Annotated in this window: 17 protein-coding genes and 1 tRNA gene; 14 read left to right on the top strand and 4 right to left on the bottom strand. The window is 66.8% G+C overall.

The window, feature by feature from the left end:
- The first annotated feature begins 9 nt into the window (after positions 1 to 9).
- Positions 10 to 801: a hypothetical protein gene (locus BMW90_RS09510; RefSeq protein WP_074836303.1), complete on the top strand. Its 792-nt coding sequence runs from the start codon at positions 10 to 12 to the stop codon at positions 799 to 801.
- 60 nt (positions 802 to 861) lie between these two features.
- Here the strand turns inward: BMW90_RS09510 and arsJ are convergent, their stop codons facing one another.
- From arsJ to BMW90_RS09495, 3 genes are read right to left on the bottom strand one after another with little or no spacing between them, the layout of a single operon-like run.
- Positions 862 to 2,133 carry an organoarsenical effux MFS transporter ArsJ gene (arsJ, locus tag BMW90_RS09505; RefSeq protein ID WP_074836301.1) on the bottom strand — a complete coding sequence of 424 codons (1,272 nt, stop codon included), beginning with the start codon at positions 2,131 to 2,133 and terminating at the stop codon, positions 862 to 864.
- A 16-nt stretch (positions 2,134 to 2,149) separates the two neighbouring features.
- Positions 2,150 to 3,151, bottom strand: coding sequence for an ArsJ-associated glyceraldehyde-3-phosphate dehydrogenase (locus BMW90_RS09500; RefSeq protein WP_074836300.1), 1,002 nt, complete (start codon positions 3,149 to 3,151; stop codon positions 2,150 to 2,152).
- Positions 3,148 to 3,996, bottom strand: a complete 849-nt coding sequence (locus tag BMW90_RS09495; RefSeq protein ID WP_074836298.1) for an arsenate reductase/protein-tyrosine-phosphatase family protein — start codon at positions 3,994 to 3,996, stop codon at positions 3,148 to 3,150. The genes BMW90_RS09500 and BMW90_RS09495 overlap by 4 nt, the downstream gene beginning before the upstream one ends.
- A 131-nt stretch (positions 3,997 to 4,127) precedes the next feature.
- Here BMW90_RS09495 and modA point away from each other — a divergent pair, with 131 nt between their 5' ends.
- From modA to modC, 3 genes are read left to right on the top strand one after another with little or no spacing between them, the layout of a single operon-like run.
- A complete protein-coding gene (gene modA, locus BMW90_RS09490; RefSeq protein ID WP_074836296.1) occupies positions 4,128 to 4,901 on the top strand; it encodes a molybdate ABC transporter substrate-binding protein in 774 nt (257 codons plus the stop codon).
- Entirely contained in the window at positions 4,901 to 5,569 is a 669-nt protein-coding gene (gene modB, locus BMW90_RS09485; protein WP_074836295.1) for a molybdate ABC transporter permease subunit, read from the top strand. Before modA ends, modB begins: the two co-directional genes overlap by 1 nt.
- On the top strand, positions 5,566 to 6,642 hold the full coding sequence (gene modC / locus BMW90_RS09480) for a molybdenum ABC transporter ATP-binding protein (RefSeq protein ID WP_074836293.1): 1,077 nt from the start codon (positions 5,566 to 5,568) through the stop codon (positions 6,640 to 6,642). Before modB ends, modC begins: the two co-directional genes overlap by 4 nt.
- A gap of 228 nt (positions 6,643 to 6,870) precedes the next feature.
- Here the strand turns inward: modC and BMW90_RS09475 are convergent, their stop codons facing one another.
- A complete protein-coding gene (locus BMW90_RS09475) occupies positions 6,871 to 7,755 on the bottom strand; it encodes an MBL fold metallo-hydrolase (RefSeq protein ID WP_074836291.1) in 885 nt (294 codons plus the stop codon).
- Positions 7,756 to 8,315: 560 nt separating this feature from the next.
- Here BMW90_RS09475 and BMW90_RS09470 point away from each other — a divergent pair.
- The 10 genes from BMW90_RS09470 (at position 8,316) to BMW90_RS09425 (ending at position 21,067) form a co-directional block, all read left to right on the top strand.
- Positions 8,316 to 9,635, top strand: coding sequence for a nucleotide sugar dehydrogenase (locus tag BMW90_RS09470; RefSeq protein WP_074836290.1), 1,320 nt, complete (start codon positions 8,316 to 8,318; stop codon positions 9,633 to 9,635).
- Positions 9,636 to 9,678: 43 nt separating this feature from the next.
- Positions 9,679 to 11,154 carry a glycosyltransferase gene (locus BMW90_RS09465; protein ID WP_048532732.1) on the top strand — a complete coding sequence of 492 codons (1,476 nt, stop codon included), beginning with the start codon at positions 9,679 to 9,681 and terminating at the stop codon, positions 11,152 to 11,154.
- An 8-nt stretch (positions 11,155 to 11,162) separates the two neighbouring features.
- The gene (locus BMW90_RS09460; protein WP_048532733.1) at positions 11,163 to 12,257 is read left to right on the top strand and encodes a hypothetical protein; all 1,095 of its coding nucleotides are present in this window, start codon (positions 11,163 to 11,165) and stop codon (positions 12,255 to 12,257) included.
- Positions 12,254 to 13,657, top strand: coding sequence for a mannose-1-phosphate guanylyltransferase (locus BMW90_RS09455; protein WP_074836289.1), 1,404 nt, complete (start codon positions 12,254 to 12,256; stop codon positions 13,655 to 13,657). Before BMW90_RS09460 ends, BMW90_RS09455 begins: the two co-directional genes overlap by 4 nt.
- On the top strand, positions 13,647 to 15,149 hold the full coding sequence (locus BMW90_RS09450) for a right-handed parallel beta-helix repeat-containing protein (RefSeq protein ID WP_074836287.1): 1,503 nt from the start codon (positions 13,647 to 13,649) through the stop codon (positions 15,147 to 15,149). The genes BMW90_RS09455 and BMW90_RS09450 overlap by 11 nt, the downstream gene beginning before the upstream one ends.
- Before the next feature lie 3 nt (positions 15,150 to 15,152).
- Complete coding sequence (locus tag BMW90_RS09445; protein ID WP_074836286.1) at positions 15,153 to 15,905, top strand: hypothetical protein; 753 nt, start codon at positions 15,153 to 15,155, stop codon at positions 15,903 to 15,905.
- A complete protein-coding gene (locus tag BMW90_RS09440) occupies positions 15,905 to 17,203 on the top strand; it encodes an alginate O-acetyltransferase AlgX-related protein (protein WP_170850530.1) in 1,299 nt (432 codons plus the stop codon). The genes BMW90_RS09445 and BMW90_RS09440 overlap by 1 nt, the downstream gene beginning before the upstream one ends.
- A complete protein-coding gene (locus BMW90_RS09435) occupies positions 17,191 to 19,908 on the top strand; it encodes an SEL1-like repeat protein (protein ID WP_083416007.1) in 2,718 nt (905 codons plus the stop codon). Before BMW90_RS09440 ends, BMW90_RS09435 begins: the two co-directional genes overlap by 13 nt.
- Positions 19,836 to 20,891 (top strand): alginate lyase family protein, encoded by a 1,056-nt coding sequence (locus BMW90_RS09430; protein ID WP_074836280.1) that lies wholly within the window; start codon positions 19,836 to 19,838, stop codon positions 20,889 to 20,891. Before BMW90_RS09435 ends, BMW90_RS09430 begins: the two co-directional genes overlap by 73 nt.
- Before the next feature lie 101 nt (positions 20,892 to 20,992).
- Positions 20,993 to 21,067: transfer RNA gene (locus BMW90_RS09425), tRNA-Phe, on the top strand.
- The last annotated feature ends 100 nt before the right edge of the window (positions 21,068 to 21,167 follow it).

Here is a 21,167-nt window from a genome sequence, read left to right as displayed (position 1 = left end):
GAAAGACTGATGAATCTGCTTGTCAAACAACTTGAAATGTCGGCGGCCTGCCTTCAGATGGCCAACCGCGCCTTCGAATCCAACATGCGCCTTGCGCAGGTCATGATGACTTCGGCCTTCGAGAGCGCCAAGCTGCTCTCGCCGGTGGGTCCGGTCGTGGCCACCCCGGCAAACACCGCAGCCGAAGCGCCCGGAAAACCGGCGACGGCCAAGCCGGCCGCCCGCAAGGCCCCGGCCCGCAAACCCGCGGCGAAACCGGTGAAACCGGTCGCGGAGAAACCGGCCCCCGCCGCACCGGCTGCAAAGACGGCTAGCGCACCGGCCCAGGTGACAAAACCTTCGGCCAAGTTCGAAACGCCGAAGCCCGCAGCCAAGGTCGAGGCACCGACGGCCGAGGCGCCGAAACCTGCTGCCAAGGTTGAGGCGCCCAAGTCAGACGCACCGAAGCCTGCTGCCAAGGTCGAAGCGCCGAAAACCGAAGAGGCCAAGCCCGCCGCCAAGGCCGAAGCGCCCAAGACAGACGCACCGAAGCCCGCTGCCAAGGTCGAAGCGCCGAAAACAGAAGCGGCGAAGCCTGCTGCCAAGGCTGAAGCCCCGAAAACAGAAGCGGCGAAGCCTGCTGCCAAGGCCGAAGCGCCGAACGCAGAAGCGTCGAAGCCCGCTGCAACAACCGAAACGCCGAAAACCGATGCTCCCAAGGCAGAGGCCCCCAAGGCGGCGGCCGCGAAACCGGCCGCCCCGGCGCGGCGCACCCGCAAGCGCATGCCCGCAACGCCCAAGCCGATGCCGGGCTCCAAGTAAGCTCGGCTTCAAGGCTCAAGAGCTCCACGACTCCCGCCACTGGCGGGGGTTTTTTCTTGCCTAGCCCCGGGCCTGCCCCGGCGCCAGCCTCACCATCGCGCCCCAGCTCAGCGCGATGAACAGCGCCGCCGCGGCAAGGCAGAGCGCCACGCCGCCAATCTGATACGCCAGCCCCGACATCACCGTGCCCAGAAGCCGGCCCGCCGCATTGGCCATGTAGTAGAAGCCGACATCCAGCGTCACGCGGTCGTCGCTGGTGAAGGCGAGGATCAGGTAGGAATGCAGCGCCGAGTTCACCGCAAAGAGCGCCCCGAAAATCAGCAGGCCGATCACCAGCACCCCGGTCAGCCACGGGGCCGGCGCGCCAGACATCACCACCAGCGCCGCCAACGCCGCCGGCACCGGGATCAGCGCCGCCACCCAATGCCGCGCCAGGGCGGCAATTTCGGGGTCGGGCCGGGTTCGGGCGCGCAACAGCCGTGGCGCCGCGGCCTGCACCGCGCCATAGAGGATGGTCCAGACCGCCATGAAACTGCCGATCATGAAAAAGGCCGCGCGGTTGCCGGCTTCGGTGCCATCCGACAGCACGGCGTAGAAATAGATCGGGATGCCGACCACGAACCAGACATCGCGGGCTCCAAAAAGGAACACCCGCGCCGCGCTCAGCCAGTTGATCTCGCGGTTCTTCGATATCACCTCGCGGAATTTCGCGTCCTTGCGCCCCATCGACAGCCCCGCCGGCATGCGCAGCGCGACAGCCAGGAGGATCAGGGACAGCACCGCCGCCATGCCCAGCACCGAGGCGGTGAAGCCGAAAAGGCCCAGCGCCGCAGCGCCGGCCAGGAAGCCGAGACCCTTGACCGCGTTCTTCGAGCCGGTCAGCAGCGCCACCCAGCGAAACAGCCCGCCGCCCTCTTTCGGGGCCAGCACCTTGACCGCCGATTTCGATGACATCTTGGCCAGGTCCTTGGCCACGCCGGAAGCCCCCTGCACCGCCATCACATAGGCCACCGAGGCGCCCACCGCCCAGCCGGGATCGAGCTGCGCCAGCGCCAGCAGCGCCAGCACCTGCACTCCCAGCCCGGCATACAATGTCGAGGTCAGGCCAAAGCGCGCGGCGATCCAACCGGCAGAGAGGTTGGTCACCACGCCGGCGATCTCGTAGAGCACGAAGAGATAGGCCAGCTGTACCGGGCTGAAGCCCAGGGTGTGAAAATGCAGCAGCACCAGCATCCGCAGCGCGCCATCGGTGAGCATGAACGCCCAATAGGCCGCGGTGACGGCAATATAGGCGGCAAGCCCGTTCGGGGTCTCAGCGGTCTGAGCGGTCATTGCTTCGGCTCCGCTCTCAGAGGTCCGCGCCGACCATCAGGGCAACATCGGCCAGCCGGTTGGCATATCCCCATTCATTGTCGTACCAGGCATAGATCTTCACCTGCGTGCCATTCACCACCATCGTCGAAGGCGCATCGACAATCGCGGACCTTGGGTCATTGGTGTAATCGGTCGAGACCAGCGGCCGGGTCTCATACCCCAGAATGCCCGTGAGCGGACCTTCGGCGGCGGCCGCTTCAAACAGCGCGTTGACCTCTTCGGTCGAGGTTTCGCGCGCCACTTCGAAAACGCAATCGGTCAGCGAGGCATTGAGCAGCGGCACCCGCACCGCATGGCCGTTCAGCTTGCCGGCAAGCTCCGGGTAGATCAGCGTGATCGCCGTTGCCGATCCGGTGGTGGTGGGGATCAGCGAATTCAGCGCTGACCGGGCGCGACGCAGGTCCTTGGCGGGACGGTCGACGATGGTCTGGGTATTGGTCACATCGTGGATCGTGGTGATCGACCCATGTTTGATGCCGAGGTTCTCGTGGATCACCTTGACCACCGGCGCGAGGCAATTGGTGGTACAGCTTGCCGCCGTGACGATGCGGTGACCGGCCGGATCATAGCGGTCGTGATTCACCCCCATCACGATATTGGCGGCGTTGCCGTCCTTGACCGGGGCGGAGACCACGACCTTTTTCACGCCCGCGTCGAAATAGGGCTGGAGCGTGGCCGCACTCTTGAAGACCCCGGTGCAATCGATCACCACGTCCACACCCTCGAGCGGCAGATCGGCGATCTCACGGCCTTGCCGGCAGGGGATGCGGATGCCGTCGATGGTGATGCTTTGGTCATCGGCGGCAAATGTGGCGGGCCAGCGGCCATGCACCGTGTCGAACTCCAGAAGATGCGCGTGCATTGCCGGGTCGCCGACCGCATCGTTGACAAAGACGATCTCGGCGCCGCGTTCGAGAAGCGGACGCAGGGCGAGCTTTCCCATCCGCCCGAGGCCGTTCAAGGCATAGGTGGTCATGCAGTTTCCTTTTCGCGGCCGATGTCATCGACCCTGTTTTGCAGCGAGACGCGGTCGAGCGCATCGAGCGGCAGCGCGGCAAAGGCGATGATCCGGTGCCGCATCATGGCGTAGGTCTGTTGAAAGGCCAGGCTGCGCTCGGCCGCGCTGCCGGTAGTCTTGACCGGATCGGGCAGGCCCCAGTGGGCGCTGATCGGCTGACCCTGCCAGGCCGGGCACTCCTCGTTGGCGGCGCGGTCGCAGACGGTAAAGACGAAATCGAAGGTCGGCGCCTCGGGCCCCTGGAATTCATCGACGTTCTTGGCCCGCAGATCGCCGGTCGGAATGCCCTTGGCGGCCAGTATCTCGAGCGCCATCGGGTTGAGCTCGGAACCGGGCCTGGTGCCGGCCGAATGGGCGTTGAACCGGTCGCCCGCCACATCGCGCAGGATCGCCTCGGCAAAGATCGACCGGGCAGAATTGCCGGTGCAGATGAACAGAACGTTGTAGCTGCGGTCACGCATGGTCTGGCTCCTGTCGGACAGGGGGTGAAAGATCGGCGGGCAGAGATCGGGCCGCCCGCGACAGCAATCGAGAAACAGATCGCTCACCAGACCCTGCGCCGCCTTTGTGTCAAGCGCGTAAAGCAGCGAGGTGCCGCGCCGGGTCTGGGAAATCAGGCCGACCCGGGTGAGCGCGGCAAGATAGACCGAAAGCGTCGAGGCCTTGTGCCCCAGCACCTCGGCGATCTCGCCGGCCGGCAGCGCATCGGGGCAGCGCCGGACCAGCAAGCGAAACACCGCAAGGCGCTGCGGATGGCTGAGCGCGGCGAATTGTTCGGTGAGGGTGGAGGCATATTTTTCCATATTTCGTGAAATACAGAATGAAAAATGATTCCACAACGAAAAAGCGCCGCGCCTGTCCCGCGTCGAAGGTCGGGCTTTTATCCCTGCCCCGGCGCCGATAAGGTTTCGGAAACCTTGGAAAACCGCCCGACATGCCGCTGCCCCGCCGTCATTTTCTGACCCTGACCGCCGCTGCCCTGGCCCTGCCGGCGCAGGCCGAGGCGCCGCCGGTGATTGCCGCGGCGGCCTCTTTGCGCTTTGTCATGCCGGCCTTGACCGCGGGCTTTGCCGCCGCCGGCGGAGGGCCGGTGCGGGTGGCTTTTGGCTCCTCCGGGACGCTGGCACAGCAGATCCGAAATGGCGCCCCGTTCGAGCTCTTTCTGTCGGCCGATGCCGCCTATGTGCAGGTTCTGGCCGATAGCGGTGCGGTTCAGGCGGCCGCCACGGTCTATGCCCGCGGCCGCCTGGCGCTGATCGCGCCGCACGGCGGGCTGGCAGTGGATGCGGCGATGGACGGGCTCGCCGCGGCGCTGGCCCGGGGCGAGATCCGCCGCTTTGCCATCGCCACCCCGGAACATGCGCCTTATGGCCAGCGCGCCCGCGAGGCGCTGCTGCATCGCGGGCTCTGGGAGGCCATCGCCCCGCATCTGGTCTTTGGCGAGAATGTCGCCCAGGCAGCGCAATTCGCAAGCTCGGGCAATGCGCAGGGCGGGCTGGTCGCGGCCTCTCTGGCGGCGGCCGACACCCTGCGGGCACGGGCCGAAAGCGCGCTGATCCCCGACGCCTGGCACAGCCCGCTTGACCAAAGCATGGTGCTGACGCCCAAGGCCGGCGCGACCGCCCGGGCGTTTCACGAGTTCATGCAAACACCGGCGGCGCAGGAGATCCTGGCCGCCTATGGCTTTGCCGCGCCGGAGCCCGCCTGATGGACTGGCCCGCGCTCTGGCTCTCACTGCATCTGGCGGGTTGGACGGTGGTACTGCTCTTACCGGTGGCGGTGTTTCTCGGCCGCTTCATGGCCTTTCATCGCTTTGCCGGCAAAGGCGTCGTCGAGGCGCTGGTGATCCTGCCGCTGGTTCTGCCGCCAACGGTGCTGGGGTTCTATCTGCTGGTGGCCTTCGGCGCCGAAAGCCCGGTGGGCCAGCTCTGGCAGGGCGCGTTCGGCGGGCCGCTGGTGTTCAGCTTCGAGGGGCTGGTCGCGGCTTCGGTGCTGTTCAACCTGCCGTTTGCGGTGCAACCCGCCCAGCGCGGCTTCGAGGCGGTGCCGCGCGAGGTGCGCGAAGCGGCAGCCTGCTGCGGCATGGCCCCGCTGACGGCGCTCTGGCGGGTCGAGCTGCCGCTGGCCTGGCCCGGGGTGCTGACCGGCATGGTGCTGACCTTTGCCCATGTGCTGGGCGAATTCGGCATCGTGCTGATGGTCGGCGGCGCGATCCCGGGCGAGACGCGGACAGTGGCGATCTCGATCTACGACCGGGTGCAGGCCTTTGACATGGCCGGCGCGGCGCAGATGTCGGCGGTGCTGCTGGCAATCTCGCTGGTGACCATCGCGGTGACCTTCCGGCTTTCGGCGCGCGCCGGGCGGAGGCTGTCGTGACGCTCGAGGTGGCGGTCAGTTCCGGGGCGCCGATCCCGCTCGATGTGGCGTTTCAGGTCGAGGCCGGCGAACTGCTGGCGCTGGTCGGGCCCTCCGGCGCAGGCAAATCCACCCTGCTCCGGGCGATTGCCGGGCTCTGGCAACCGGACCAAGGCCGCGTCGCCGTGGGCGGCGAGACCTGGCTCGATACCGCGCGGGGCACGCGGCTGCCCACCCATCGGCGGCGGCTGGGCGTGGTGTTCCAGTCTTACGCGCTGTTCCCGCAGATGACGGCGCTGGCCAACGTGATGGCCGCCGGCGCCGATGAGACGCGGGCGCGCGCCGTGCTGGAGCTGGTGCATCTGGGCGGGCTCGAGGCACGCCGGCCGGCGGAGCTTTCGGGCGGGCAGCAACAGCGGGTCGCGGTGGCCCGGGCGCTGGCGCGCGATCCGGCGGTGCTCTTGCTCGACGAACCGTTCTCGGCTGTCGACCGGGGCACCCGCGAGGGGCTTTACGCCGAGGTCGAGCGGCTCCGGGCACATCTGAACATGCCGGTGGTGCTGGTGACCCACGACATGGAGGAGGCCCGCCGGCTGGCCGACCGCATCGTGGTGATCGACCGGGGCCAGGTGCTGCGCGACGGGCCGACCGAGGATATCCTGTTCGATCCGCGCGCCCTGCGCGGCATGGGATTGCGCGAAGCCGGAGCAACGCTGACGGCGCGGATCGATGGCCAGGAGGGGGACGGGCTGACCCGGCTGCGCAGCGCCGGCGGGCCGCTCTGGCTGCCGCGGATCAGCGGCACCCCGGGCGATCTGGTGCGGGTGCGGATCATGGCGCATGACGTCATGCTGGCCCGCCGCCGCCCCGAGGCGATTTCGGCGCTCAACGTGATCCCCGGGGTGATCGAGAGCCTGCTGCCGGGCGACGGGCCGGGCGCGCTGGTGACCCTGACGGTCGGCGACGAGGTGCTGTTGGCGCGGATCACCCAGCGTTCGGTGCAGGCGATGGGGCTGGCGGTCGGACAAAGCTGTTTCGCGCTGGTCAAGTCGATGGCGGTGGCCCGGCATCAGGTCGGGCGCGAAGACCCGTAGACCTGGCGCCGGCCCCCAGTGCGGGTACGCTGGCGCATGGCGCCCCATTGGAACCGCATAGAGCAGGATCGGCGGGCAACGGGACATGCGAGGGTGAGTGGGCACCGTTCGGCGTTTTCGCAAAGGGATGCGGCGCGTCTGGGGGACGGGGAGAGAGGCCCCGGATCATATGTCCGGGGCGGAAAGGCGGCGGCGGGGCCCCGGATCAGGTCCGGGGCGGGCGACGGCTCAGAGGCCGTTGACCGGCACCTTGAGCACCGGGTTGCCGTCCTTGTCGCGCGGCACCTCGCCGGCGCGCATGTTGACCTGAAGCGAGGGGATGATCAGCTTGGGCATGGCCAGCGTGGCATCGCGTTCGGTGCGGAACTTGATGAAATCCTCGCGCGTCTTGCCGCCACCGACGTGGATGTTGTGCGCCTTTTCCTCCGCCACCGTGGTCTCCCACTGGATGTCGCGGCCGTTGGGGCCGTAATCGTGGCACATGAACAGCCGCATCTCGTCCGGCAGGCGCAGCACCTTCTGGATCGAATCGTAGAGCTCGCCGGCATCGCCGCCGGGGAAATCCGCCCGCGCCGAGCCGCCGTCAGGCATGAAGAGCGTGTCGCCGACAAAGGCCGCATCGCCGATCACATGGGTCATGCAAGCCGGAGTATGCCCGGGCGTATAAAGCGCAAAGGCCTCCATCGTGCCGATCATGTAGCGATCGCCATCCTCGAACAGCTTGTCGAACTGGCTGCCATCGCGCTGAAACTCGGTGCCTTCGTTGAACACCTTGCCGAAGGTGTCCTGCACCACCATGATTTTCGATCCGATGCCGATCTTGCCGCCGAGCCGGTCCTGAATATAGGGCGCGGCCGAGAGGTGATCGGCATGAACATGAGTTTCGATGATCCACTCGAGACGACACCCCTGCTCTTCGATCGACCGGATCAGCGCATCGGCGTGATCATAGGTGATCCGCCCTGCCGCATAATCGATGTCCATGACGGAATCGATGATCGCACAGGCGTCCGACCCCGGATCCCGGACGATATAGGAAATCGTATTCGTGGCCTCGTCAAAGAAAGCCTGCACCTGCGGGGTAACGGTCATGTTCACGGGATAGCTGGTCATAATGCCTCTCCTGATCCGGGGCGCCCTGCGGCGCCTTTGGCCTGACGTCAGTTAAACTAGCATGAAAGACGTTTCAATACATAGCAATGTTTGAATGCGTCAACCGAACCGTTGCGACAAGGGTTTTGCTACGTAGCGGAACCCTGTGAAGTTTTTTCTTGCAGCGGATTTCTGAACATCGGTTCATGTAGCCCGGGCGATGGCGGTGACTCGGGCTGGACGCGCAAATTGACGCCCCCTCAATTCACGCTCAAATCACGATATATCGTGGCATCCGTGAATTTCCTGTCAATATCTTCACTCAAGGTTAACCCAGGATTAAAGGGAGTGACGTGATGCCTTTGCGCGTCATCCTATACCGATGCCCCGGAATCGACTGTGGCGCAAATACCACCGCAAATGTGAACGCGCACAAAATTCACGTTTTACATTACCAATCTGACGCAAATTCTTAATATCTCCGTATAAAACGAGCATACTAGTCTCAAAAAATGCCCAAAATAAGGGCAACAATAAAAAATCATAACCGCCCACAAGGGTGGACAGTAGAGGTAGAGCAAATGGCAAGAATCAGTGTCTTTGGCATTGGGTATGTAGGCGTGGTCTCAGCGGCCTGCCTGGCCCGCGACGGTCATCAGGTCATCGCGGTCGATGTCGAGCCGGGGAAGGTCGAGGCGATCAATGCGGGGCTTTCCCCGATCGTCGAAAACGGATTGGATGCGCTTATTGCGCAGGTTGTCGGCGACGGCAAGCTGTCTGCCACGGACGATGTGCAGCATGCGATCGACAACAGCGACGTCTCCTTTATCGCCGTCGGCACGCCCAGCGCGCCGGATGGCTCTGTCGGGCTGACCTATGTCGAGACCGCCTGCCGCAACATCGGCGCGGCAATGGCGAAAAAGCAGGGCTACCACAGCGTGGTCATCCGCTCGACCATCGTCCCCGGCTCGACCGAGCACACCTGCATCCCGGCGCTGGAAGCCGCAAGCGGCAAGATCGCCGGGCGCGACTTCGGCGTCGGCTATTACCCCGAATTCCTGCGTGAGAGCACCGCGATCGAGGATTACGACGATCCCGGCCTGATCGTCTTCGGCGCGCTGGATCAGGGCACCGCAGACATCCTGACCGCGATCAACATCGACCTGCCCTGCGACATCAAAGTTGTCGATGTGCGCACCGCCGAGATGGTGAAATACACCTCGAACACCTGGCGCGCGGTCAAGGTGACCTTTGCCAACGAGATCGGCAATATCGCCAAGGCCGCCGGCCTCGACGGGCAGACGGTGATGGAGATTCTCTGCTCCGACACCAAGGTCAACATCTCGTCCTACTTCATGCGGCCCGGCTTTGCCTTCGGCGGCTCCTGCCTGCCCAAGGACGTGCGCGCCCTGCGCCATCTGGCGGAGACGCAGAACACGCCGGCACATCTGCTGAACGCGGTGCTCGAGGCCAACGAGGCACAGATCCGCCGCGCCGAGGCGATGGTGGAACGCACCGGGGCGAAAAAGGTCGGCTTTGTCGGCATTTCCTTCAAACCGGGCACCGACGACCTGCGCGAAAGCCCGCTGGCAGAGCTGGCGGCACGGCTGATCAGGAACGGCGTGCAGGTCGATGTCTATGATCCCTATGTGCACGAAGCCTATGCCAACGACAATTCGGCGGCGGGCCGCGGCAATGACGTGATCCCCGATCTCAAGGACCGGATGACCCCGGACCTGGATGCGATGATCCATGAGGCCGGCGCGATTCTGGTGGGCAACTTCTACCGCGACACGCTGGATACGCTCGAGGCCGCGGCCAAGGACCGCCCGGTGCTCGATCTGACCCGGATGAACCGCCAGAAGGTGTCGAGCGGCACCTACGAGGGCATCTGCTGGTAAGCCAGCACTTCGCAACATCGTGATCGCAGAGAGGAGCCGAGCCATGCTTGCGCTCTCCCATATGGCCTATTTTTCGTTGGTCGTCCTGTTGGTGACCCTGGTGCCCAGAGCGGCACTGGGGGAGATCCAGTATGCGACCAACACGATCTTCATCATGGGCTTCCTGGGCACGTGGCGGTACAGCTGGGCGGCCATCAACTTTGCCCGCGCGGTGGTCTTTCGGCGGGTCATCCATCCGCGGCGCAAGCGTCTTGCGCGGCGGCGGTTCGCCCAACGGGCCGGCAGATCGCACATGTACATGCTGGTCACCTCCTACATGGTGGAGCCGGAGGTCACCCTGCCCGTCTATCGCAGCGTGTTCCGCGCCGCCGCGCGCGCCCGGGACGGGGCGACGATCGTGGCTTCGGTGGTCGATGGCGCCGACGCGCGGCTGATCCGACAGATCTACGAGACCCAAGCCGAGGACATGACCGGCGTTCAGCTGATCGTCGACCGCATCAAGGCCAACGGCAAGCGCGACGCGCTGGCCCGGACCCTGCGCATCCTGGGTGGCCTTTCGCCCACCCACCGCGACATCCTCGTCTTTGTCGACGGCGACACCATGGTGCCCGAGGACATCTGGACCGAAAGCGCGCCGGTGTTCACCGATCTCAAGGTCGGCGCTCTGACCACCGACGAAGACGTCGAAGTCGGCCGCGAGAGCCTGTTCAAGGATTGGTTCGTGCTGCGCTTCAACCAGCGGCAGGTGATGATGTGTTCGATGGGGCTGTCCAAGCGGGTGTTGACGCTGACCGGGCGGATGAGCGTCTTTCGCGCCGATCTGGCCACCGATCCGACCTTCATTCAGGCCATCGGCCAGGATTTCCTCGACCACTGGCGGCTGGGCCGGGTGGATTTCCTGACCGGCGACGACAAATCCACTTGGTTCTGGCTGCTCAAGAACGGCTACGAGATGCATTACCTGCCGGATGTGCGCTCGGTCAGCTTCGAGTTTCAGCCACGGCCGACGTTTCTCGACAGTTCCAAGACGCTGATGGTGCGCTGGTTCGGCAACATGATCCGCACCAACGGCCGGGCGCTGCGGCTCTCGCCGCGGCTGATCGGCGGCTTTACCTGGTGGTCGGTGCTCGACCAGCGGGTCTCGATGTGGACGACGCTTGTCGGGCCGATCACCGTGGCGCTGGCCGCGATCATGGTCAGCCCCTCGGTGATCCCGCTCTACATCGCCTGGGTGATGATCACCCGCTATATCTTCTGCGTCATCATCGCGCTGTTCCGGGGCAGCTGGTTTCCGGTCACCCATCCGCCGATCCTGTATTTCAGCCAGGTCGTGGGCGCGGCGCTGAAAACCTATGTCCTGTTCCGCATGGACAAGCAGAAATGGACCCGCCAGGGCGGCGGAACCGGCGGCGCGATCATCGCGCTGCGTGACAAGCTCAAGGCAACCGAAAGTGCCGCCCACCACGCGCTCGCGCTGGTCTGGCTGACGGTTGCGATCCTGTATTTTACCAAAGTCTGAGGTGCGCGATGCTTGACAAGATCACCATGGAAAAAGACGAACATGGCGCACCCAAAGCGCCTCAGGTCCCGACCGAGTTCGGATTTGACAACGAGCACCCGGTACTGCCGGTGCCGTTCACGGCCCAGATCGGCGAGGCCCGCTTTACCGGCACCGGGGTTTCGGTGACGGCGGCCTACGTCGAATTGCTGAACGCGGTTCCGCCGGCGCTGATCAACAGCCGTCAGCCGGTGCGCCTGCGGTTCGATTTCGGCGGCTTCACCATCACCCTCTTTCCCGAGGCCAAGGTCAGCGTCAATGCCACCGGCGACGAGCTCACCTTGCAGTTCATCGACCCCACCGGCCCGCATCTGCCGCAGCTGCGGTATATCCTGAACACCTATATCGCCGGCGACGTCGTCAGCCTTGGCTCGATGATGAGCTACACCGGCCCGACCCAGCTCAAACAGCCGAAGGCGGGCGGCACCGAAGAGGACAACCGCCGCCGGCTCAAGAGCATCGGCGTGGTGCTGACCTCGCTGCTGCTGATCTATCTGGCTCTGAGCGCGCTCTTTGTGCGCTACACCACCAATTACGAGCTGCGCCCGGTCTTCATCATGCGCGCCGGCAATGAGATGCGCGCCACCAGCGGCGGCCAGATCATCTATCTCAACCCTGCCGCCGGCAAGGGCGAGGTGCTCTATTCGCTCTCGGCCACCACCGGCGACGTGCTGAATTTTCAGTCGCCCTGCGACTGCACCGTCACCCTGACTGATGGCATGTTCGAAGGCGCCACCGTGCTGCCGGGCGACAGCATCCTGATGCTGTTCGGCCAGGACGAAACCGTCAGCGTGCAGACCCAGATGAGCACCGAAGGCCTGTCGCGCGCGATGGCAGGCGAGGTGGTGCATCTTCAGATGAATGACGGCCGGGCGATCCCGGCGCAGATCATCCTGACCTCGGCCACCAGCGCCGCGGCGGAAGACGGCGATCTCTTCCTGCCGGTCCGGCTCCGGCCGCAGCCCGGCGCATTGACCGCCGATGACATCGGAAAATCCGCACGGGTGCGGATTTCCAAGGCACTTTTCGCCAAACCGTTTGAGAATGGGACGGACGGACAATGAAAGAGATCACCCCCCTGATCATCTGCGGCGGCAATGGCACGCGGCTCTGGCCGATCTCGCGCACGCACAGCCCGAAGCAGTTTCAACGGGTCGGCGATGCCGCGTCGCTCACCTTCTTCCAGGCCGCCGTCGAACGGCATTCCGGCGAAGGCTTCGGCACCCCGCTGATCGTCTCGTCCGCGAAACACGGCCGCACGCTGCATCGTCAGCTGCGCCAGATCGGCCGCGGCGCCGACGTGATCCTCGAACCGATGGGCCGCAACACCGGCCCCGCCGTCCTTGCCGCCGCGCTCAAGCTGGCGGCCAGGGATCCGGACCAGCTGATGCTGGTGGTGCCGGCCGATCACGTGATCGAGGGCGACATCAACACCGCGATCAAGGCGGTGCAGCCGGGCGCGGAGGCCGGATACATCGTCACCTTCGGGATCAAGCCGCGTTATGCCGAAACCGGCTTTGGCTATATCACCGACGGCGGCCCGATCATCGCCCATCCCAACCTGCGCGAGGTCGAGCGCTTTGTCGAAAAACCCCCCACCCGCAAGGCGCGGCTGCTGGTCGAGAGCGACATCGCCTATTGGGCCTCGGGCATCAGCCTGTTCAAGGCGGCGACTATCATCGAGGAATACGCCCGCTACGATCCCGAAACGCTCGACCACGTGGTGCAGGCGCTGAGCGCCGCGTCCGAGACCGCCGAGGGCCTGCTGCTTGACGGCGAAGCCTTTGGCCAGGCCGATGCCGAACCGACCGAAAAGGCGGTCTTCGAGCAGACAAGGCGCATCGCGCTCTGCCGGCTCGACGTGGAATGGAGCGATGTCGGAAGCTGGACCGCGATGTACGGCATTTCCAACACCGACGCCTCGGGCAATGTCATTCAGGGCGACGTGATCTCGGTCGAGAGCAAGAACTGCATGATCCGCTCGGAAACCCGTCTGGTGACCTGTGTCGGGCTCGAGGATATCATCGTCGTCGACACCGCCGATGCGCTGCTGGTCACCAAGGTGGGCCATTGCCAGTCCGTCAAGCAGGTGGCCGAACACTTGAAGTCGAACGAGCGCATCGAGGCCGAGAAACACCAGCGCACCGATTACGAATGGGGCAGCATCCGCCAGCTGGTGGCGCGCGATCACATGACGCTCTGCACCGTCACGGTCAAACCCGGCGGCACCATGCGGCTCGATCCCGCGCCGGGACGCGAGGCGATCGTGGCGGCGGGCGAGGTGCTGCTGACCAATGGCCGCACCCAGGCGCGGCTGCGCGACGGCGACCGCCAGACGCTATGCCATCAGACGCGCACGACGTTGAGCAATCCGACCGACACGGCGGTCGAGGTGCTGGTCTTCACCATCGTCTTGCAGGAGGCCCCGCAGGACCTGGCCAGCAGTGCGCGTCATGCCTCGTGAACGGAACACGAGACGCGCCGGCCTCTGGGTTGCGGCGGTGATGGCGGCCGGCATGGCCCTGCCCGGTTTCGCCGCGCCCGACAGCCATGGCCAGCAGCAGCGGCAGGCCGTCCTGCGGCTGGCCGAGGCGGTGGCGGCGGATGAGGCCGCGCGGTTCGGCGCCCGGGCGCTGATGGCCGAAGCCGGCTTTGCACTGCCGCCGGCGGCCGATGTCACGCCGATCGGGGCCCCCACCGGCGCGGCGATCTCGACCGGCAGTTTCGATCTGCGGATCGCGCTCGGCCGTCTGGCGCAGGCCTTCGGGCATGAGGACAACAGCGCCGTCCTGGCGGCGCAGGCCGGGCGCGGCCCCCAGGTGCGGATGATCGAAAGCGGCAGCCTCGGGCTGGCCGATCTGGCGGCGTTGATGGGCGAAGACGCGGTGCCCGGCACGGGCGGGCTCGAATTGCGTGCGCCGCTGATCATCCGGCACGGGGCCGAGCTGCGGATCGGGCCCGGCGAGCGGCTGGACCTCAGCCGCAACCACGGCGCCTTCGTGCTAAATTTCGGCCGGCTGGTGCTCGAGGGCGCTGTGCTGCGCGGGGTCGGTGGCGAAAGCCCCGACAATGCGGAATTCGCCCCCTTCGTCACCACCACCGGCGCCGGCACGCTGCACGTGCGCGACGCCGAGATCGCCGATCTCGGGTTTGGCAGCACGGTCAAATATTCCGGTCTCTCGGTCATTCGCGGCGCGCTTGACCGGCCCGCCGCCGGCTCTTTCATCGCCAACAGCAAGATCGCGCGGATCAAGCGCATCTCGGTGCAGGCCGCCGAGGGGCTGGTGATCGACGGCAACCGGATCGAAGACGCGGGATCGGCCGCGCTGGTCATCCTGCACAGCCGCGACACCCGCGTCACCGCCAACCTTCTGGCCGGGCGCTCGGTGACCAACGCGATCCGGGTGCTCGACGGCTCTTCCGGCACGGTGCTGGCGGGCAATGCCATCCTCGAGGGCGACCGCGTCGGCATCCTGATCAAGAACGCCCCCGACCGCACCCGGGTCGAGGGCAATATCGTCTGGGCCCGCGATGGCAGCGGCATCAAGCTCGACCGGGCCCGTTGTGCCCGTGTCAGCGGCAATTACGTGATCGGCAACCGGCAGAAGGGCATCGAGGTGCGTCACAGCCTGGCGGCGCATCTGGACGGCAACATCCTGGTCAGCAACAAGAGCGCCGGCATCTGGGTGTCGGGCCAGCCCGCCGGCGCGGTGACCCGGATCGAGGACAATGTGCTCGACGCCAACGGCGCCGGCGTGGCCACGGCCACGGCCGAGGCGATCCTGCTGGAAGGTAACGATTTTACCCGGCAATTCCCGCGGTTTCTGGCCGGAGACCTGGGCCGGCAGGCGCGTTACATCGCCTCGGACATTACCGGCCGCGCGCCGATCGCGTTGGACGCGGCGGGCCTGGTGCGGATCGCCGATCTGCCCAGTCATTGCGGGCAGGAGGGCTGAGCCATGGCAATGCGCCGAACCATCGTGCTGGCAACGGTGCTGGCCGGGACGCTGGCCAGCGCCGGCCTCGCCCAGCCGCTGACCCTGCCGGCAGCCCCCGAAAGTCGCAGGATCGCCGTAGTGGTCGACCGTGGCATCACCCACACCCGCCAGTTGCCCACCGCCGAACTGCGGCGGCTGCGCAAGGCGATGGTCGGCAACAGGCCGCTGCGCGACGCCGATCTGCGCCGGCTGGCCGAGGCCGGGGACGGGCTGGCGGCACTGCGCATGGTCAAGCGCCTGCGGCCACGCGGCCCGGCGGAACATGCCTCTGACATCGCCTATTACGCCAGCATCGCCTCGGGCGCCGGTCGGCAGGGCCTGTTCGACGATTTTGTCGCGGCGCTCTACCTGCTCGACCCCGCGCGCGAGCCGAAACACCGCGTGTCGCAATTTATCCGCGTGCTCTATCCCCATGCCTGGGCCGGCAACAGCCTGGCCCAGGATGCGCTGATCGCGCTCAATGGTCCGGGCAAGCTGTTTGGTCCGATGTCCGAGGCCACCCGCGCCCGCATCCGTCAGGAGGGCGGCGCGCGCATGGTGCTGGCACTGGCGATGAAGGATCTGAGCCGCGACGATCTGGATGCGGCGGCGCTGACCCGGGTGATCGGCTATCTCGAGCTGGCCGAACGCACGGGCGATCTGCCGGTCCGCACCATGGCGCAAAGCCTGCGCCGGAGCGCCGAGGCGCGGCAGCGGCACAGGGAGGCGACATGATGACGCGATGCGCAACATTCCGGCGGCGCGCCGCCGCGGCGATGCTGGGGCTGGGTGTGGCCAGTCTGGGACTGGCGGGGCCGGCGGCGGCTTCGGGCTATGGCTGCCGCGGCTTGGCAGAAGGGCAGTTCATGGCCAGCGTCGAGGGGCGCGAGGGCGTGTTCTTTCGCCTGCATCCCGACCTGCACAATCATCACCCGATGGCGCCGGAGACAATCGCCGATCTCGCCACACTCACGCAGGCGCTGGCCGCGAAGGGGACGGCACTGATCTATGCGCCGGTGCCGGTGAAATCGCTGGCGATGCCGAAATACCTGTCTCCCGCCACCACCAATTACGGCTTTGACTATTCGCTGGCCACCACGGTCTATCTCGACGCGCTGTCGCAATTGCAGGCGGCCGGGGTGCGCGCCGTCGATCTGCGCGCCGAAATGGTCGACGCCACCGGCCCCCTGCCCTATTTCCGCACCGATCCGCGGCTGACCGCCGAAGGAGCGCGCTTGGCCGCCGCCGCCATCGGCGCCGCGATCAAGGCGGTGCCGGGGATCGATGCGCTGGCGCAAGGCCGGTTCGAGACGGTGCCCACCGGTTCGGCCAGCGTGGCCTCGCACGCCCGCCTTGTCCGCCAACGCTCCTGCGCCGAGCCGCTGCCGCCGGCCGAAACCGCGACCTGGAAGACCAGCCGTACCTTTACCGCCGAGGGCGCGAGGGGCGTTGTCGCCTTGGTGGGCAGCGAGCATTCCGACACGCCGGAGGCCAATTTCGCCGGCTTTCTGGCGCAGCAAACCGGGCTCGACGTGGTGCAATATTCGGTGCCGGGTGGTGGTGCCTTTGCGGCGATTTCCACCTATCTGACCTCGGCCGAGTTTCAGAACGCCCGGCCCAGCGTGCTGGTCTGGGAACTGCCCCAGGCCGAGGCCCCGGGGCTTCATGACGACCAGCCGATGGCCGAACTGATCGCCGCCGCGCGCCACCGCTGCGACATCCCCCTCGAAGTCGCGCGCGACGCCGACGATCCCAAGACCCTGCGCGTCGATCTTTCGACGCTTGATACGGAGAGTGCGCACATGCTGTTTGTCGATGCCGCGGGCGCCCCGGCCCGCCGCGCGGTTCTGGCCTTTGGCAATGACGCGGGCGAGACCCGCCACCGCGAAATCCTGCGCCACCGGGCGCAGCTGCCCAGCGGGCGGTTCTATGCGCCGATGACCGGTCTCTGGAGCGCGGGCGTCAGCTCGGTCGCGGTGACGCTGGACGTGGATTTCGGCGAGCATGCGGAGGTGCGGGCATGTCTGCGCTGAGCCGTCTTCTGGGTGCGCCCTGCGTAATGGCGCTCTTGGCGCCGGCGGCGCTGCCGGCCGTGCCGCTCGATCTGGCCTTCCTGCCGCCGGCGGTCGAGGAACAATCGCTCTGCGGCCGCGCCGCGGCCGAGCGGCGCGTCGACGACGGCAGCCCCGGCGACGAGGACGCGCTGACCGAGATGGAACGCGCCCGCTATCTGCAACGCGACATCCGCCGTTATCAGAGCGCCGATCCCGACCGGCATTTCGACTTTATCGCCACCCTGCGCGCGCGGCTGTCGAGCGCGGACGCGCGCTTTTCAGGGGCGGCCGAGCTGATCGACCTGATCGGTCTGCACATCGACGCCGGCCGCTTCGATGCGCTTGAACAGGCCGGGCTTGTGGCGCAGCTGACGGCGCAACGCCCGCTGCTGACCAACGGCCAGAAAATGCAGCTGGCGCAGTTCCATCGCAATGGTATCGGCACTCCCGCCGACACCTCCGCCGCCGATGACCTGATCCTCGAGGCGGCCTTTGCCGGTCACCCCGAAGCGCTCCTTTTGGTGGCGCGGCGCATGGCCGAAGCGCGCCCCCTGCCCGGCTGGGACGCGCCGGAGGATCTGACCGCCACCATGGCCTTTGGCGGGCTGCTGGGACAGATGGACAGTGGCGTCTGTGCCCGCGCCGAACGCATCGCACACGAATACCTCACCGGAGGCATTGTCCGCCGCAATGCCGAGATCGGCTGGGCGTGGTATCGCTTCGCCGCCGATCTGGGTTCGGCCAGGGCGGCCTGGCGGATGGTGGAATTTCATCTCTCGGCCGCGGCCGAAGATCAGGACAGCGCCGAGATGTTGCATTATCTCCGGCGCGCCGTGGCCCGCGGCATCGTGGTCGATGACGGTTCCCGGGGGCGGCTCGAGGAGGGCGGCATCGACGCCGACACCCTGCGCGAGATCCTCGCCCATACCCAGGCCGACGACCGCGGCCGCCGCCGCGCCTCGCTGACGCCGCTGTTGCAGACCGGCGTGAACATCGATGCCATGGAGACCAGCCTCTCGGGGCCCTACCTCACCTATCTGCGCGAGATCGCCACCATTCCCGGCGCGCCCGGCCTGGTCTTTACCCAGCTGGCGCAGGAGCTTTCGGTGCGGCTCGGCCGCTGGGCCGGCGAAGACGAGATCATCGCGCAGCTCGAGATCGCCACCGCCCGCAACGACCCCGCGGGCATGCGCGCGCTTGCCGCCAGGCTGCTGCGCTATCGCGACGATCCCGCGCAGCTCAACCGCGCCGTCGACCTCTTGACCCTGGCCGCCACGCGCCACCGCGACGCCGCCGCAATGAACGACCTCGACCGGCTGTTCCGCTGCCAGGCGCCCGATGCGCCGCTGCTGGATCAGGCCGAACCCTGGGCGCGGGCCTATGCCGGCACCACGCACAAGATGGTGGCGCTGACGCCGTCGAACCTGATGGCGCTCGATCCCTACAAGGACCCCTGGCGTCTGGCCCGTCTGCAATCGCAGGCGTTGGACGGGCGCACCCTGTCCCTCGCCCATTACCTGCAACTCGTGCAGCGCGACCCGATCGCCACCGAGACGGCACAGCGGATCTGGGCCGACCGCACCGACAATTCCGATAAGACGTTGGAAGAGTTCGCCAAGCTCGAGTTTGCGCTGGCCACCAATCCGGCGGAACGGGCGCTGGCGCTGGAATTCTTCCGCCGGGTCTATCTCAACAATGGCGTGACCACCGCGCTCGATCTCTCGGTCGCGATGATCAACGACAGCGGCATGAACCCGGCCATGGCCGAAGAAGTGCGGCACCTGCTGCGCCAGGCCAGCCACCGGGGCGAAGGTGCCGCGATCCGACTGCTGGCGCGGCTTGGCAAGACGCCGGAAGCCGAACGCCGGGTCTTTGACGAATTTGCCGGGATCATCGACGACCGTGGCGATTTTCTCGCCATGATGTTCGCCCTGCCCCACGTCGCCGAAACCAAGCGCGACGATTACTTCGACCGCGCGGTCAGCCTGATGGCCTGTTCCACCAAGGACACCGACGAACTGGGCGAGGCACATGCAATCCACGGCACGGCGCCGATGTCGTTTCACTGGCGCCAGATCGGGCTGGCCATCGCCGGTCACAACACCCTGTCAAAACTGCGACTGACCAATGGCCAGATGGCCGGATTCGACACCCGGCCGGCACCGGGGCCCGCGCAGGTTGTCGCCCGCGACCGGGCCGGAGACCTGCAAGGCCAGTGGCGGCTGTTTCACCTGACCGCGCAGCCCGATCTGGCGAGTTACGCGCCGCAACAGGCGGCCGCGCATTTCAAGGCACTGGTTGACCGCGGCGACACCCTGCCGCGCGCCTTCGAACAATACCTCGCCGCACCGGAGGAGCTGCGCCGGGCGATCGACGAAACGTTCGATTTCCCGCAGCTGGTGGCCCGGATCGCCGCAGCAGGCGAGCCGGAGGCGCTCTGGCGTCACGCCCGGCTGCTGCAAAACCGTGCCACAACGGCGCAATCCCTGGCCGAGGCCATCACCGCCCTGCGCGCCGCCGCCCACGCGGGCGCGGTGCCGGCGATGGCGGAACTTGGCCGCAACCTTGCCATGGGCGCGGGCGTCGCCCGCAATGAAACGGAGGCCCTCGAATGGCTCGACAAAGCCGCCACCGGCGGAGATTCAGACGCCGCGGATCTGGCGCGCTGGCTGCGGCTGCGCTGAGCCTCGGGCTTGCTGCGCCGGCGCTGGCCCTGACCTGCCCGGAACCGCCGGCGCCGGTGCTGACGCTCGCCTATGACAGCCGCTACGCCGATCAAGGCGCGACCCGCTCCGAGATCGACCCGGCCGCCGAGGCCGCCGCCGAAGCCGCGCTGGCGCCGCTGGACGATTTCATCCGCGACCTCGCCGAACTGGCCAACCGGGTGTATGAACCAGGCGCGCAGAAAGCCGTGATCGCCGATTGCGTGATCGCCCAGCTTGCGACCTGGGCCGAGGCCGGCGCGCTCGAGACGCTGGCCACCGAGACCGCCCAGCTCACCATTGGCGCGCGGCTGGCCGGTCTGGGGCTGGCCCTGCGCCAGATCGTGCCCCATGCCACCCGGCACGAAGATCTCTCGGCCATCCAGCGCTGGCTGAGCGCCCTGGCCTATCGCCAGCTCGGTTTCTGGGAACAGGCCCCCGGCGGCGCCCGCCAGGGCAATCTGCGCGCCTGGGCGGCGCTCGGCGTGGCGGCCATCGCCGATCTGGGCGGCGATCGGCTGTTGCGCGGCTGGGCTGCCTGGTCGACCGATTACGTGCTCTGCACCGCCGCCCCCGATGGCAGCCTGCCGCAGGAGATGACCCGCGGTCGGCTGGCCTTCCACTACCAGATGCACGCGGTGGCACCGCTCGTGGTGGCCTCGCGCCTGCTGGCCGATCACGGTTTCGCCCCGGGGGCGCGCTGCGACGCCGCGCTCGACCGCGTGGTGGGCTTTGTGCTCGACGATCTGACCGACGGCGCCACCACCCGCGAGATCACCGGCGAGGAGCAGAGCTATTTCGACGGCAGCCGCGAGATCTCGGCCTACAACCTCGCCTGGCTCGAGGCCTACCTGACCCTCACGACCTCGTCGGATCTGGAAGTGCTGGCAGCGGTTTACCGCCCGCTGGCCAGCTCCAAGCTCGGCGGCGACCAGGGGCTGATCTGGCGACGTGCGGCGGAGTGAAGAAATGCCGTGCCGGGGGGCAGAAATTTGCAAAAACCCACTGGACACTCCGGCACGGCTCTCCTAGAAGGCATCCACCCGAACGCAACGCGTTCTCCCGTGCCCGGGTAGCTCAGGGGTAGAGCAGTGGATTGAAAATCCTCGTGTCGGTGGTTCGATTCCGCCCCCGGGCACCATTTGCTAAAAAATACACCTTTTTTAACAATGGCTTAGGCCGCATGGCAAATGTTGCCATGTACATCTCTATGTACAGTTCGCCGTCTGTGACTTTCGGCT

Origin of the sequence: Marinovum algicola, from assembly GCF_900109145.1 — a bacterium.
Lineage (GTDB): Bacteria > Pseudomonadota > Alphaproteobacteria > Rhodobacterales > Rhodobacteraceae > Marinovum > Marinovum algicola.
The sequence above is the reverse complement of the archived record's forward strand: the minus strand, read 5'-3'. Positions and strand labels throughout refer to the sequence as shown.